Raw genomic sequence first — 13,483 nt, 5'->3', positions numbered from 1 at the left:
GGCGCGCCGGCAGTCAAACGGGCGGCGTCCGCCGCTCGATCGCGAAACTGCCACACTTCGGGCAGGTGTGATAGACGACGTCCAGCCGCGCCCCACACTCCAGACACCCGAACGGACGCTCGTAGTCGTCCCACGTCAGGCGGTCGTACAGTTTACTTCGAAACCCCATTGTGCACCCATGCTAGAGGTATTCAGTCGTGGTAATTTATCTTTACCGGTCCGGTATAGAACCACTTCCGAGCCGGACAGTCCGTCCCCGTTCTGTCCGAACACTCGATGCCGACGAGGACGACCCGGTTACTAGGGGGAGTTCAACATCGTCGACCCCGAGACAGTCGCGACCGAACGGTTCCAGACCTGCCAGACGGTTGTCCGAAAGCTAACCGACTCGCTCGGCTGCACCGAGATGCGCTAGGAAACTCCGACGGCGTGTCGAGACGTTCTGCGACGAGGCCGGTCACCGCGCCGAGCGCGAGTGAGTGCGCGCCCGGGACTCATTGCGGTCCGTCCGGTCAGTCGTACAGCGTGAACTCGTCGGTCAGGTCGTCCACGCGGTCGCTCACGTCGGCGATGACGCCCTCGTCGGCGGGTGCGTCCACGACGCGGGCAACGAGGTCGGCCACCTCCTGGCAGGCCGTCTCGTCGAAGCCGCGCGTCGTGAGCGCGGGCGTGCCGGCGCGGATGCCGGAGGGATTGAACGCCGAGCGCGTCTCGCCCGGCACCGTGTTGGCGTTCAGGACGATGCCCGCATCTTCGAGGGCCGCTTCGACTTCCTTCCCGGTCGTGTCGGGATGGGAGTCTCGGAGATCGACGAGCACGAGGTGGGTGTCCGTGCCGCCGGAGACCGGCGAGAGACCGTTGTCCTGCAGGCGGGCGGCCAGTGCGGCCGCGTTCGCGACCGTCTGTTCGGCGTAGTCCTCGAAGGCCGACTCGAGCGCCTCGCCGAAGCCCACGGCCTTCCCGGCGATGTTGTGCATCGCCGGGCCGCCCTGCGTCCCGGGGAAGACCGCCGAGTCCACGTCGTCGGCGTGTTCCTCGTCACACATGATGATGCCGCCCCGGCCCGAGCGGATGGTCTTGTGGGTCGACCCCGTCACGAAGTCGGCGATGCCGACCGGCGAGCGGTGGACGCCCGCAGCGACCAATCCCGTGACGTGGGCGATATCCGCGAGGTGGTAGGCGTCGACGGCCTCGGCGGTCCCCTGGATACGGTCCCACTCCACTTCCCGGGGGTAGGCGGAGTAGCCCGAGACGATGATGTCGGGGTCGAACGCCTCAGCGATCTCGTGGAGGCCCTCGTAGTCGATGTACCCTGTCTCCGTGTCGACCTCGTACTGTTCGACCTCGTATATCTGGCCCGCGAAATTGGCGGGGTGGCCGTGACTGAGGTGCCCGCCGTGGGTCAGATCCAGTGAGAGGATCCTGTCCCCTGGGTCGAGCGCCGCGAAATAGACGGCCTGGTTGGCCTGTGAGCCGGAGTGGGGCTGGACGTTGACGTGCTCGGCTCCCCACAGCTCCCTGGCACGGTCGATGGCGAGCTGTTCGACTTCGTCCGCGTACGCACAGCCGCCGTAGTAGCGCTCGCCTGGGTAGCCCTCGGCGTAGTTGTTGGTGAGCTCGGAGCTCTGGGCTTCCATGACGGCCTCGCTGACGTGGTTCTCGCTGGCGATCATCGCTAAGGTATCGTTCTGCCGGGCGCGTTCGCCTTCGAGGGCGTCAGCAACGGCTGGGTCGGCCTCGCGGACTGTCTCGTAGGGCATGCGAGAACAACGGGGTCGCACGGCCAAGAATCCCCCCGCAGGCAGAAAGTGACGCCGGGCCGAGACGTCGTGTTCGCTCCCGGAACCGCGGCGTTCGCGCGCCGTTCAGCCCTCGAGCCGCTTGTGTCGCCAGGCCTCTGTGTCCGGCGTTTGGTTGAACGTGTAGATGTGGATACCCCGGAGGCCGTAGTACTCGTCGTCGGCGTACGGCCCGAGCCCGTCCACAAGCGCGTCGGGCTCGTAGGTGCCACGCGAGCCGACCAGTTGCCTGACGAATCCGAGGATGCCGGTGGTCTTGCGGAGGAACTCGATGGAGTCGCCGACGCCGACCTTCTGTGAGATCTGCATCAGGCGCTGGTACTTCATGACGCCGGGGATACCGACCTCGACCGGGAGGGCAACGCCTCGCTCGCGGATCCGCTCGATCCACTCGATGACGGCCTCCGGGTCGTAACAGAGCTGGGTCACGATGTACGTGGCATGGGGTGCTTTTTGTTCCATCGCCTCGGCCAACGTCTCCTCGTCGAGGAAGTCGTGCCCCTCCGGATAGCCGGTGATGCCGACCTCCTCGAACTCGTAGCCGAGGTCCTCGAGCGCGACGAGGAGGTCGTGGGCCGACTCGAACTCGCCGGCGGGCTCTTCGCGGTCACCGCCGGGGACGAAGATGTCTTCGACGCCCGCCTCTTTCAGCCGGCTCGCGATGTCGTCGAGGTGGTCGCGGTCCTCGACGTACCGGGCGGCGATGTGCGGGGAGACCGCGAACCCCTGCTCACGGGCCTGTTCGGTCCGCTCGATTGTGCTGTCGATGCCGAGCTGAGGCGAGGTGGTGATGGCGATGGTCGCGCCCTCCGGGAGGTGGGTAATCTCTTCCTCGAAGCTCTCGAACGGCATCAACTCGAACCGGGCGCTCGTGAGAAGCTGCCGGACGCCGTCGTCCGATTTCGTGACGGCCTGTGACATTCTTTGCTCTAGTAAGGGGCAGAGTCCACTTTTCTCTGTGGGTGTGGCTACAAACGGTTTTAAGTAGCGGTGGTTGTGTCGGGGCCGGACCGGGCGCACTCGCGGAGGCGAGCCGCGACCGTCTCGTGGGTGACCTCCCGCGGCGCATCGTCCCCGATGCGCCGCAGGACGAGGTCGATGAGGTCCAGTTGCTGGAGGAGTTCCCGCGTCTGCCGCGGGTCGATATCCAGTCGCTCGCGCACCTCGTACATCGTCCCGGCCTCAACGACCGCGTCGGCGACATCCTCGATGCTCAGGTCCGCTGGCAGGCCGATCCCGTCGGCGAGTAACTGCTCGTCCGGGACAACCGCCAGCGGGTCGGCGGCCGCCTCGGTGTCGGACCCGGTCGACGTCTCCCGTTCGGACTCGGTGGCCGCGGCGTCGTCGCGCTCGCTCGCGGTGTCGTAGGTGGTCGGGTCGTGGACACCGGCTTCGATCATGTATCGCCGGACTGTCTCGGCCGAGACGTCCATCGGTATCTCGCGGCGCATCTCGTCGAACGTGTCACAGACCTCGTAGAGACGCCGCAGGTACGGCACGTCGCCATAGGGCGGGATCGACTCGTCGCGGACTGCCGACAGGCCGTCGGTTCCCGCGTCGCCGTCGGTCGCCCCCTCGCTTCCGCCGTCCGACGGTGTCGACTCACCGGTTTCGGTGACGGGCGCCTGGTCGGCCGGGTTCGATGCCGCGTCGTCCTCGCCAGCCGGCAGTTCGTCCCGGGTGCCCGTGTCGGTGCCCGCCTCGTGCCCGCTGTCCGACAGTGGCCCCCGAATCCCGGCTGCGGAGTCCGTCGCCGTCGGTCCAACCACGAGATCGACGGTGAGGACGACCTCACCCGCGCCGTCGACGCGAACGCTCCGGTCGGTCACGGTTACCGACGCCGCGTCCGTCTTCGGGAGGGTTGGCTCCACCGCGTCGAAATCCACCCGGAGTTCGCCGTCCGTCAGCGTCACCGCCTGCGGCGTAACCGACGACCCGTCGTCGCCCGCCGAGGAACAGAGGCACAGCGGGACTGAAAGCGTCGACCGGAGCCGCTCCCCCGAATCCACCGCCGTCGCCTCGACGTTCCGAACCGACCGACCGCGCGATTCGTACTGTTCGATGACCTCCGAGAGGGCACCGAACGAGGCCTGTAAGTCCATGACGTCGTTAAACCATGATACGTTGTGGCATAACGATGTGTGGGGAATACACAACCCATTAATAAACGGGGTTCACACGCGGCCGGAGTGAGCGGACGGGTACTCAACCGTGACGACGCGCAGGGTGGTCGCGACCCAGCCAGGGGGCGCGCCTGCTCGCTCGCGCTCACGGAATCGCACTCGGGCTGCCAGCGGCTCGAACTCACCGCCGAGGGGCGACGCCGGCCAGGCGTTCCCCGGCGACGACGATGCCCTCCCGAGTCAGGGAGTACACGACGCCGTCGGTCTCGGCCGTGACCGTCGCGAGGTGATCGAAAGATGACGGACAGTACAACGTGCCGAGTTCTTCGCCCGCCGTGACGTCGTCCCCGACCGCCACGTCGGGGCGGGTCTCGAACAGGCCGGAGGTGGTCGCCGTCGTCGGTTCCGTGTCGCCGTCGAGTGTCACCCCACCGGACGGGTCGGCCGGCGCGTCGGCCAGCACGTCCAGTTCCCGGAGAACGTTCGTCACGCCCGAGACGCCGGCCTCAATTGCCTCGTGGGCCACCGTCCGGCTGTTCGAGAGTTCGACGGTGATCGCCGGCAGCGATGCGCGAGCGGCCGCTGTCCGCAACTTGCCGGCGTGGTCCTCGCCGTCGTCGGGCCCCGGATCCGCCAACAGGTACTCGGTGCCGAAGGCCCGCGCGATCGACCGCGCAACCCCGTCATCGGCCGCGTAGCGGACGTGTTCAAGCATGTCGGCTGTACCCGTATGCAGGTCGACGACGGCGTCGGCGTCGGTCACGAGGCTCCACAGGTTTGCGGCCATCCGTTCCTGGAGGGTGCCGTCCGCGTCCCCCGGCCACACGCGATTCAGGTTCGGGTTGAACGCGTCGAGCGAGGCCGACGCGACGTACGAGCGGTGATCGAAGGCCAACGGGTTCACGAGTGGGACGACGACGACGGTTCCCGCGATGGCGGTGTCGCACAGTCGGCCGTGCAGTCGGCGCAACGCGGCCGGCCCGTTGAGTTCGATGCCGTGCTGGGCAGCCTGAACGTAGACGGACGGTCCCTCGCCGCCGGCGTACTGGTGGACGGTCGCGTGTACCGGCGAGCCGGACGGGAGCCGACCGAGGCGTCGGTCGGTGGTGGTGTGGTCGACGGGCCGCGTATCCATACCTCGTTTCCGGCGCGTGACACGCAAAAAGGGCCCGGAGCACGTGTCTTTATTCGGGGTCGCTACCTGCGGTCGCGTATGCACCTCGCCAGTACGGCCTGGCCCGACGCCGCGGCCGTCGACACTGACCTGGCCCTGCTCCCGGTCGGTTCGACCGAACAGCACGGTCCGCACGCGCCGCTCGGCACCGACACGCTAAACGCAGAGGCAGTCGCCGCGCTGGCCGCAGACCGCTACGAGTCTCCCGTCGTCGTTGCGCCCGCTGTCCCCGTCGGTGTCGCCGAGGAACACCGTGGATTCGCCGGAACCCTCTGGACGACCGAGGACACGTTCCGGGCGTACGTTCGCGACGTCGTGACCAGCCTCGCTCACCACGGCTGGGACCGGGTCGTTTGCGTCAACGGCCACGGCGGAAACGTCGCCGCCCTCCGGGAGGTCTGTGCCCGCGTCGTCCGCCACGACGGCGCCTTCGCCGTCCCGTTCACCTGGTTCGACGAGGTCGGCGAGCACAGTTCGGAGATGGGCCATGCCGGCCCGCTGGAGACCTCGCTCCTCCGCCACGCCAACCCCGAGACCGTCCACGCCGACCGTCTCGACGAGGCCGCCGAGGGCGCGAGTGACCGCTGGGGCGACTGGCAGGGCGGGGTCAACCTCGCCGTCGATTCGGACGAGTTCACCGAGAACGGCGTCGTCGGTGACCCTCGCGATAGCAGTGCCGACCTCGGCGAGACCCTCGCCGACCGCGCCGCCGAGGCGCTGTGTGACCTGCTCGACGCCGTCGCCACGCGGGACCCCGCACCTCGATAGACCGATGGGGGTCCGTGTGTGGCCTGCCCGTCGGCAAGTCGAACGTCGCTACTCCTTTCACACCAATATTGCTGTTAAGCAGAGGCCTGTAGCGGTCGACACTCATCGGGGCGCGAACATCACGTCATTGGTGGTTGATAGGACGAGTTTCACGGTATCGGCGGGCGGTCACGGAGTGCGCTCGGGCCGTCGAAACGCGGGAAAGACGCCGTCGAGACGGGTCGATATTCTCCCCTGCACTTGAAGGACCCACAATATAGTGGGTGGCATTTTTCAACCACCTCGGTCCAACTCCCACGCGTATGCACTTGGTAACGAGCCACGCGGTCGACCCCACAAGTGGCTTCCAGCGACAGACGAACGGAGGTGTGGGGGCGTGAGCGGAACGCCCCTCCCCTCGCAGGCAGAGACAGTCATCATCGGCGCGGGGATCGTCGGGGAAAGCCTCGCCTACCACCTCGCCGAGCAGGGGCGCGACGACATACTCCTCGTGGATAAAGGTCCCCTGCCGGACCCCGGTGGCTCGACGGGCCACGCCTCAAACTTCCTCATGCCCGTCGAACACGCGAAGGAACTGTCTCACCTCACACAGCGGAGCATCGAGCAGTACGACGACCTCGGCACGTTCACGAACAGCGGCGGTATTGAGGTCGCCCGCACCGACGAACGGATAGACGAACTCCACCGTCGCGTTCAGTCCGCCGACGCGTGGGGCGAGGACGGCCGCGTCCTCTCGGTCTCGGAAGTCGAGGAGAAGGTACCCTACATCAACACGGACATCATCGAAGGGGGTTTTTACAGCCCGAACGCGGGGACCTGTGACCCGCTCCGGGCGGGCGAAATCATGCGCAACCGCGCCGAGGACCAGGGGGCGCTGACGACGGTCCCGAACACCGAAATCACGGACCTGCACGTCGAGCGCGGCGCCATCACGGCCGTCGAGACGGAAGATGGGACGGTGCAGGCCGACGAGGTAGTCATCGCGGCCGGTATCTGGAGCCCGAAAATCGGCGCGATGGCCGGCGTCGACATCCCGCTGACGCCGGCGGTCCACCAGATGATCAGTGTCGGCCCAATCGAGCGCTTCGAGGAACAGGAGGGGGAGATCAACTACCCCGTCGTCCGCGACATGGACACCCAGATGTACGAGCGCCCGCACGGCAACGACATGGAGGTCGGGTCCTACGAACACCGCCCCATCCTCTGGGACGTCGAGGACATCCCGTCCATCGAGGAGGCCCCGCTCTCGCCGACCCAGCCGCCGCTGACCGAGGACGCTTTCGCCCCTTCGATGGAACACGCACTGGAGATCATGCCGGCGGTGCTCGACGACCCAGACGCCGGCGTGCGCCACTCCATCGACGGCCTGCTGTCGGTCACGCCCGACGGCTTCCCGCTCCTGGGCCGCATCCAGGACGTCGACGGCCTCTGGTCTTGCTGTGCCATCTGGATCAAGGAGGCTCCCGCGGTCGGAGAGGCGCTCGCCCAGCAGATGACCCGTGGCTGGTCGGACGTCGACATCCACGCCTCGAACATCAACCGTTTCTACGAGTACGGCACCTCCAGGGAGTTCGTCAAGAACCGCGCCGATGAGGGCTTCCAGAAGATATACGGCATTGTCCACCCCGCCGAACAGTGGCAGTCCTCGCGCCCGCTCCGTCGGAGCCCGTTCTACGGCCAGCAACAGGACCTCGACGCCCGCTTCTTCGAGTCGGCCGGCTGGGAGCGCCCCCGCTGGTACGAATCCAACGAGGACCTACTGGAGCGATACGCGGACGACCTCGACGGCCTCCGGCGGCCCCACGAGTGGGACTCGCGCTGGTGGTCGCCCATCATCCTCGCCGAACACCTGCACATGCGGGACAACGTGGGAATGATCGGCGACACCGGCTTCGGTATCTTCGACGTGGTCGGCCCGAACGCTCCCGAGTTCGTGGAGCGGATGGTCGTCGGCCGGATGGACGTCGACCCCGGGAAGTCCGTCTACACCGCCGTCCTCGCCGAGAACGGCGGGTTCGTCTCCGACCTCACGGTGGTCCGGATGGACGAACACCGCTACCGCGTCATCACCGGCGGCAGCATGAGCGGTTCGGACAAGGCGTGGTTCCGCGACCACGCGCCCGACGACGGCTCCGTGCTCATCGAGGACAAGAGTTCGGCGCTCTGTACCGTCGGCGTCTGGGGACCGAACGCCCGCGAGATGCTCCAGTCGGTCACCGAGGAGGACCTCTCCCACGAAGCGTTCCCGCCGTACACCGCCCAGCACGTCACCATCGGCGACGTCGAGGCGTGGGCCATCCGCATCTCCTACGTCGGCGAACTCGGCTGGGAGATCTACGCCCCGATGGACGTGGGCGGGCGACTGTGGGAGACTCTGACCGAGGCCGGCGAGGACCACGACTGTCGCCCGGTCGGTACCGGTGTCTACGGCGCGACCGGCCGTATGGAGAAGGGCTACCGCCTCTACGGGCACGAACTCGAACTCGACTACGACCCCGCCGAGGCCGGCCTGACCTTCCACGGCGTCAAGGATGCCGACTTCGTCGGGAAGGCGGCCTACGCCGCGGCCATCGACGAGGAGAACGTCGCCACCCTCTGTACGCTCGGCGTCGAGGACCACGCGCCAGCGGGCGGGACGCGCCGGTTCATGCTCGGCGGCGAACCCGTCCTCGATCCGGACACCGGCGACGTGCTCGTCGACGACGAGGGCCGGCGCTCGTACGTCACGAGCGCTGCGACCGGTCCTTCCGTCGGTAAGCACCTCCTGATGGCGTACCTCCCGCAAGCCGACGCCGAGGAGGGCCGGCATCTCGAGGTGGAGTACATGGGCCAGACCTACCCCGTCAGCGTCGAGCGGGTCGGCAGCAAGCCGCTGTTCGACCCCGAGAACGAACGGATCCGGCAGTGAGACGGAGGCACAGCTCGCGAACCGACCGAACTCGACCGGCCCGATCCGGTCGAGGCGACACACGACACACGATGGATACGCTCGTCTGCATCAAGCGCGTGCCCGAAACGGGCGCACGGACCGTACTGACCGACGATAAACAGCGAATCGACACGAGCAACCTCGGGTTCACCATCAGCCCCCACGAGGAGTGTGGCATCGAGGCGGCCGTCCAGTTGGCCGAGGCCCACGACGGTACGGCGACGGCGATGACGATCGGGCCAGAGGACGCCGCCGAACAGCTCCGCACCGCCGTGGCGATGGGCGTCGACGGACCGGTGTTGCTCGAAACCGGCGACGCGGAGTGGCGCCCCAGCCGCGTCGCCGATGCCCTCGCGACCGCCATCGACGACCACGACACCGACTTCGACCTCCTCCTGTTCGGCAACGAATCGGCCGACGAACAGAACTACCAGGTCGGCGTCCGGGTGGCCGAGGCGCTCGGGGTGCCCTGTGTCACCGGCATCAAGGGCCTCACAGTGACCGATGGGGGCGTCGTCGCCGAGCGGGAGATTCCGGGCGGCGTCGAGCGGTACGAACTCGACCTGCCGGCCGTGGTCTCGGTGAAGGAAGGGCTGAACGAGCCGCGGTACCCCTCGATGCGGGCGAAAATGCGAGCCCGCAAGACCGACATCACCCGTCGCGAACCCGACGGGGAGGCCGTCGGCGGGTTCGAAAAGGTCGCGCTCGAGGTGCCGGAGACGGACGACAGCACGGCCGAAATCCTCGGTGAGAGTCCCGAGGCAGCCGAAGACGTGGTGGACGTGCTCGACGAACTGGAGGTGCTGTGACGATGGTGCTCGCCATCGTCGACGCGACCGACGGCGAAGTTGACGACGAGACGCGCCAGGCACTCACGCTGGCGCGGGACGTAGCTGCCGGCGCGGCCGAACCCCTCGGCGCGGCCGCCGTCGGCGACGCGGTCACGGACCTCGTCGACACGCTCGGCGAGTACGGCGTCGAGACGGTTCACGCCGTCGAACACGAGGCGCTGGACGCCTATGCGCCCGCCGCGTGGGCCGAGAGCGTCAGCCAGTGTATCGCCGCCTTCGAGCCCGACGCCGTCGTGGCCCCCGGCGGCGACCGCGGTCCAGAGGTGCTGGCCCACGTCGCGGCCCGTCGCGAACTCCCGATGGCCGCCGAGTGCGTCGAGGTCGCGGTCGAGGCCGACGGGACCTACGATCTCACCCGCCAGCGCTGGGGCGGGACGCTCCTGGAACACGCCAGGCTCGACGCGCCGACGAAACTGCTCACGGTCGCGCCGAACGAGGTGTCGGCCGAGAAAGCGGCCGGCGAGGCGACCGTCCACGCTTTCGAACCGGACCTCGACGACGACGACCTCGCGGTCCAACTCTCCGAGGTCGAGGTCTCCGACGAGGAGGGCGTCCCGCTCGGCGAGGCGCGGGTCGTCGTCGGCGGCGGCCGCGGCACGGACGGCGACTTCGCGACGCTAGAAGAACTCGCGGACCGTCTGCCGAACGCGACCGTTGGGTCGTCCCGGGCCGCGGTCAACGAGGGCTGGCGACCCCACGACGATCAGATCGGCCAGACGGGGGCGAAAATCGCGCCCGAACTGTACGTCGCCTGTGGCATCAGCGGCGCCGTCCAGCACATGGTCGGTTGTAAGGGCGCCGAGCACGTCCTCGCGGTCAACACCGACCCGGAGGCGGCCATCGTCCAGAAGGCAGACTGGGCGGTCGTCGCCGACCTCCACGAGGTGGTGCCTGCCGTCACCGAGGCTATCGACGAGCGGTCCTGACGTCCGGGGACGGCCAGTCGTATGAGGGACGACGCGCGGGCGGTGTCCCGACCGGCTGAGGGCCGACAGCCGCGCGTAACCTCTACCTGACAACGAATCGTCAGATTGCAAAGCGTGACTGGCGGCGGCGACAGCTATTTGCCGGTTCCCCGGTCAGTTGCGGGCAGTTATGCAACCGACCGATAGCCTGCCGAGCGAGGCCGGAACCGTCGTCGTCGGGGCCGGCATCGTCGGGTGTAACGTCGCCTACCAGCTGACACAACAGGGGCGGGAGGACGTGGTCGTCGTCGACCAGGGGCCGATGCCGACCACCGGCGGCTCCTCGACGCACGCGCCGGGAATCATGTTCCAGACCGCCGAGCCGAAGGTCCTCAGCAAGTTCGCGAACTACAGCCGGCAGGTCTACTCGGACCTCGAGGGTGCCGACGGCCAGCAGGCCTACAACGAGGCCGGCGGCATCGAGGTGGCCCGGAGCGAGGAGCGGATGGCCTTCCTCCAGCGCCGTGTCGAACACGCGAGTGCGTGGGGTCTCCCGGACCCGCAGATACTCTCCCCCGCGGAGGTCACTGACCACCTGCCCCTGGTCGACGAGAGCCAGATACTCGGCGGCTACTACTCGCCGACCGACGGGCAGGTGTCCGGCGTCGTCGCCTGCGACGCGCTGGCTCGCGAGGCGATGGACCGGGGCGCGAAGTTCGTGCCCCACACCCGGACCGAGGACGTGCAGACGGCAGGCGGATCGGTCGAGGCCGTCGTCACCGAGAACGGGACCATCGAGTGTGACGAGGTGGTCATCGCGACGAACATCTGGGCGCGGCAACTCGGCGAGAAACTGGGCGTCCACCTGCCGGTGACGCCGGTGGAACACCAGTACACGATGACCGAGCCCCTGGACGAACTCGCGGACAACGCGATCGACACGACCGACCATCCCCTGTTCGAGAACTATCGGAACGTCTCCGGTGAGAAGGCCACACGGCTGCTGATGGGGCCGGACCGCCCAATCCTGCGCGACCAGGACAACGCGATGTACTACCGGACCCACGGGGACTCCTACGGCATCGGCTCGTACAACCACGAGCCCATCGTGCCGGACCCGCAGGAACTCGGCGGCAACGACCCCGACGGCGAGCAGGGGTCGGTCCACGAGTTCACCGAGCGCCACATGAACGAGCCGACCCACCCGGATAGGCCACACAAGTCCGCGCGGCAGGCCAGCGACGAACTCCTCCCCGCGACCGCGGGCAAGGACCTGGAGTTCAAATACAACGGCATGTTCGCCGAATCGCCCAACGGCCTGCCGATCATGGGTCCGGTGCAGGAACTGGAGGGCCTCTGGACCGCGGCGGCCATCTGGGTCACCCACGCCGGCGGCGCGGCGAAGGCGCTCGCGGAGTGGATGGAGACCGGCGTGCCGCGGCTGGACGACGGCCCCATCGACCTCGCGGAGTGTGACGTGAACCGCTTCGACGAACACGAGGGCAGCTGGGACTTCGCCCGCGACATCGGCGGCGAGGAGTACCGCATCGTCTACAACGTCATGCACCCCAAGTGGGTCTGGGAGGACAAACAGCGGGACATCCGGCGGACGCCGATGTACCACTCCCACGAGGAACTCGGCGCCGAACTGTGGGCCGAGGCCGGCTGGGAGAGCCCTCAGTGGTTCGAGTCGAACGCCGACCTCGTCGAGCGGTACGCCGATCAGATTCCCGACCGCGACGGCTGGGAGGGGAAATACTGGTCGCCCATCGAGGGTGCCGAACACCTCCACGTCCGCGAGAAGGTGGGTCTCCACGACATGACGCCGTTCAACAAGATCGAGGTGGTCGGAGCCGACGCCGACGAGTTCCTCCAGCACCTCTGTACCAACGATATCGACCTCGAGGTGGGCGACATCCGCTACACGCTCATGTGCAACGAGGGCGGCGGCGTCCGCGCGGACATCACCGTCACCCGGACCGACGGGGACCGCTACCTCCTGCTCACGACGGGGCGGGAGGTCGGGAACAACCACGTCGCGTGGGTGCGCGAGCAGTCCCCCGAGGGCGTCGTGGTCAACGACGTGACTTCCAGCCTCGCCGCGATGGTCTGTACTGGCCCCGACTCGCGGAAGGTGCTCCAGAAGGTGCTGGACGCGGACCTCTCGGACGAGGCGTTCCCGTTCTACACGAGCCAGGAGACGTTCGCCAAGAACGTCCCGGTGCGGGCGCTGCGGGTGTCCTACGCCGGCGAACTCGGCTGGGAGCTCTACACTCCTTCCGAGTACGGCGAGCGCCTCTGGGAGCACGTCATGGAAGCCGGAACGGAGTACGACATTCGGCCCTACGGCAACGGTGCGCTCGACTCCCTGCGGATCGAGAAGGGCTACCGCCTGTGGGGCGAGGACCTCCACACCGAGCACACGCCCGCCGAAGCAGGCCTCGACTGGGCCGTCGACTACGACACCGACTTCATCGGCAAGGCGGCGCTCCAGGCGGCCGACGAAGAAACAGCTGCGGCCGCCGACGGCGGCGGGGCGGTCCACCAGGGCAAGCACGTCGCCTGCCTGACCCTGGACGACGAGGCGAAGACGATCCTGCCCGACCGTCCGGTGCTCGACGGGAGCGGGAGCGGGGCCGAACCCGACGCCGACGAGGTGCTGGGCTACGTTCACAGCGCCGAGTACGGATACTCCGTGGGCGCCTGTGTCGCCTACACCTACCTCCCGCCGGCGGACGCCGAACCGGGGACCACGGTCGAGGTCCTTTACGAAGGCGACCGCTACGCCGCGACGGTCCGCGAGGAACCGCTGCTGGACTGAGGCGGGTCGCGCCCGGCAGCCGGATCCACAGATTCTCTCGGCTCCCTGTCACGCTGTGGTTTCCCGGTCGCGACCGGCGACACGACCGCTGCCCTCGGTTGAGATTGACCAAC

General features: G+C 67.9%; 10 protein-coding genes. 5 read left to right on the top strand and 5 right to left on the bottom strand.

The genetic code is table 11. The annotated features are described in order from the left end of the window. Positions 1-13: 13 nt before the first annotated feature. From MUG96_RS19860 to MUG96_RS19840, 5 genes are all read right to left on the bottom strand, one after another. Positions 14-169: a hypothetical protein gene (locus MUG96_RS19860; protein ID WP_246989413.1), complete on the bottom strand. Its 156-nt coding sequence runs from the start codon at positions 167-169 to the stop codon at positions 14-16. Positions 170-512: 343 nt separating this feature from the next. Continuing rightward, positions 513-1,760, bottom strand: a complete 1,248-nt coding sequence (gene glyA, locus MUG96_RS19855) for a serine hydroxymethyltransferase (protein ID WP_246989412.1) — start codon at positions 1,758-1,760, stop codon at positions 513-515. 105 nt (positions 1,761-1,865) lie between these two features. Beyond that, positions 1,866-2,720 carry a methylenetetrahydrofolate reductase gene (locus tag MUG96_RS19850; protein WP_246989411.1) on the bottom strand — a complete coding sequence of 285 codons (855 nt, stop codon included), beginning with the start codon at positions 2,718-2,720 and terminating at the stop codon, positions 1,866-1,868. 59 nt (positions 2,721-2,779) lie between these two features. Further along, entirely contained in the window at positions 2,780-3,901 is a 1,122-nt protein-coding gene (locus MUG96_RS19845) for a DUF8073 domain-containing protein (RefSeq protein WP_246989410.1), read from the bottom strand. 202 nt (positions 3,902-4,103) lie between these two features. Further along, positions 4,104-5,057 carry a succinylglutamate desuccinylase/aspartoacylase family protein gene (locus MUG96_RS19840; RefSeq protein ID WP_246989409.1) on the bottom strand — a complete coding sequence of 318 codons (954 nt, stop codon included), beginning with the start codon at positions 5,055-5,057 and terminating at the stop codon, positions 4,104-4,106. A 78-nt stretch (positions 5,058-5,135) separates the two neighbouring features. Between MUG96_RS19840 and MUG96_RS19835 the strand changes: the two genes are divergently transcribed. The 5 genes from MUG96_RS19835 (at position 5,136) to MUG96_RS19815 (ending at position 13,370) form a co-directional block, all read left to right on the top strand. Then, a complete protein-coding gene (locus MUG96_RS19835; RefSeq protein ID WP_246989408.1) occupies positions 5,136-5,864 on the top strand; it encodes a creatininase family protein in 729 nt (242 codons plus the stop codon). A gap of 376 nt (positions 5,865-6,240) precedes the next feature. Continuing rightward, the gene (locus MUG96_RS19830; protein WP_246989407.1) at positions 6,241-8,772 is read left to right on the top strand and encodes a GcvT family protein; all 2,532 of its coding nucleotides are present in this window, start codon (positions 6,241-6,243) and stop codon (positions 8,770-8,772) included. A 71-nt stretch (positions 8,773-8,843) separates the two neighbouring features. Beyond that, positions 8,844-9,602, top strand: coding sequence for an electron transfer flavoprotein subunit beta/FixA family protein (locus MUG96_RS19825; protein WP_246989406.1), 759 nt, complete (start codon positions 8,844-8,846; stop codon positions 9,600-9,602). A 2-nt stretch (positions 9,603-9,604) separates the two neighbouring features. Beyond that, complete coding sequence (locus MUG96_RS19820; protein WP_246989436.1) at positions 9,605-10,570, top strand: electron transfer flavoprotein subunit alpha/FixB family protein; 966 nt, start codon at positions 9,605-9,607, stop codon at positions 10,568-10,570. Between the two features lie 169 nt (positions 10,571-10,739). Next, positions 10,740-13,370, top strand: coding sequence for a GcvT family protein (locus MUG96_RS19815; RefSeq protein ID WP_246989405.1), 2,631 nt, complete (start codon positions 10,740-10,742; stop codon positions 13,368-13,370). The last annotated feature ends 113 nt before the right edge of the window (positions 13,371-13,483 follow it).

It is taken from the genome of Halorientalis marina (genome assembly GCF_023028345.1).
In the GTDB taxonomy this organism is placed as follows: Archaea; Halobacteriota; Halobacteria; order Halobacteriales; family Haloarculaceae; genus Halorientalis; species Halorientalis marina.
This window is presented reverse-complemented; position numbering and strand designations above follow the sequence as displayed.

Bases quoted from the DNA above. Each gene is read 5' to 3' on its own strand.
- MUG96_RS19815 (WP_246989405.1), top strand. From the start codon at position 10,740: ATGCAACCGACCGATAGCCTGCCGAGCGAGGCCGGAACCGTCGTCGTC.
- glyA (WP_246989412.1), bottom strand. From the start codon at position 1,760: ATGCCCTACGAGACAGTCCGCGAGGCCGACCCAGCCGTTGCTGACGCC.
- MUG96_RS19825 (WP_246989406.1), top strand. From the start codon at position 8,844: ATGGATACGCTCGTCTGCATCAAGCGCGTGCCCGAAACGGGCGCACGG.
- MUG96_RS19850 (WP_246989411.1), bottom strand. From the start codon at position 2,720: ATGTCACAGGCCGTCACGAAATCGGACGACGGCGTCCGGCAGCTTCTC.
- MUG96_RS19820 (WP_246989436.1), top strand. From the start codon at position 9,605: ATGGTGCTCGCCATCGTCGACGCGACCGACGGCGAAGTTGACGACGAG.
- MUG96_RS19845 (WP_246989410.1), bottom strand. From the start codon at position 3,901: ATGGACTTACAGGCCTCGTTCGGTGCCCTCTCGGAGGTCATCGAACAG.
- MUG96_RS19835 (WP_246989408.1), top strand. From the start codon at position 5,136: ATGCACCTCGCCAGTACGGCCTGGCCCGACGCCGCGGCCGTCGACACT.
- MUG96_RS19860 (WP_246989413.1), bottom strand. From the start codon at position 169: ATGGGGTTTCGAAGTAAACTGTACGACCGCCTGACGTGGGACGACTAC.
- MUG96_RS19840 (WP_246989409.1), bottom strand. From the start codon at position 5,057: ATGGATACGCGGCCCGTCGACCACACCACCACCGACCGACGCCTCGGT.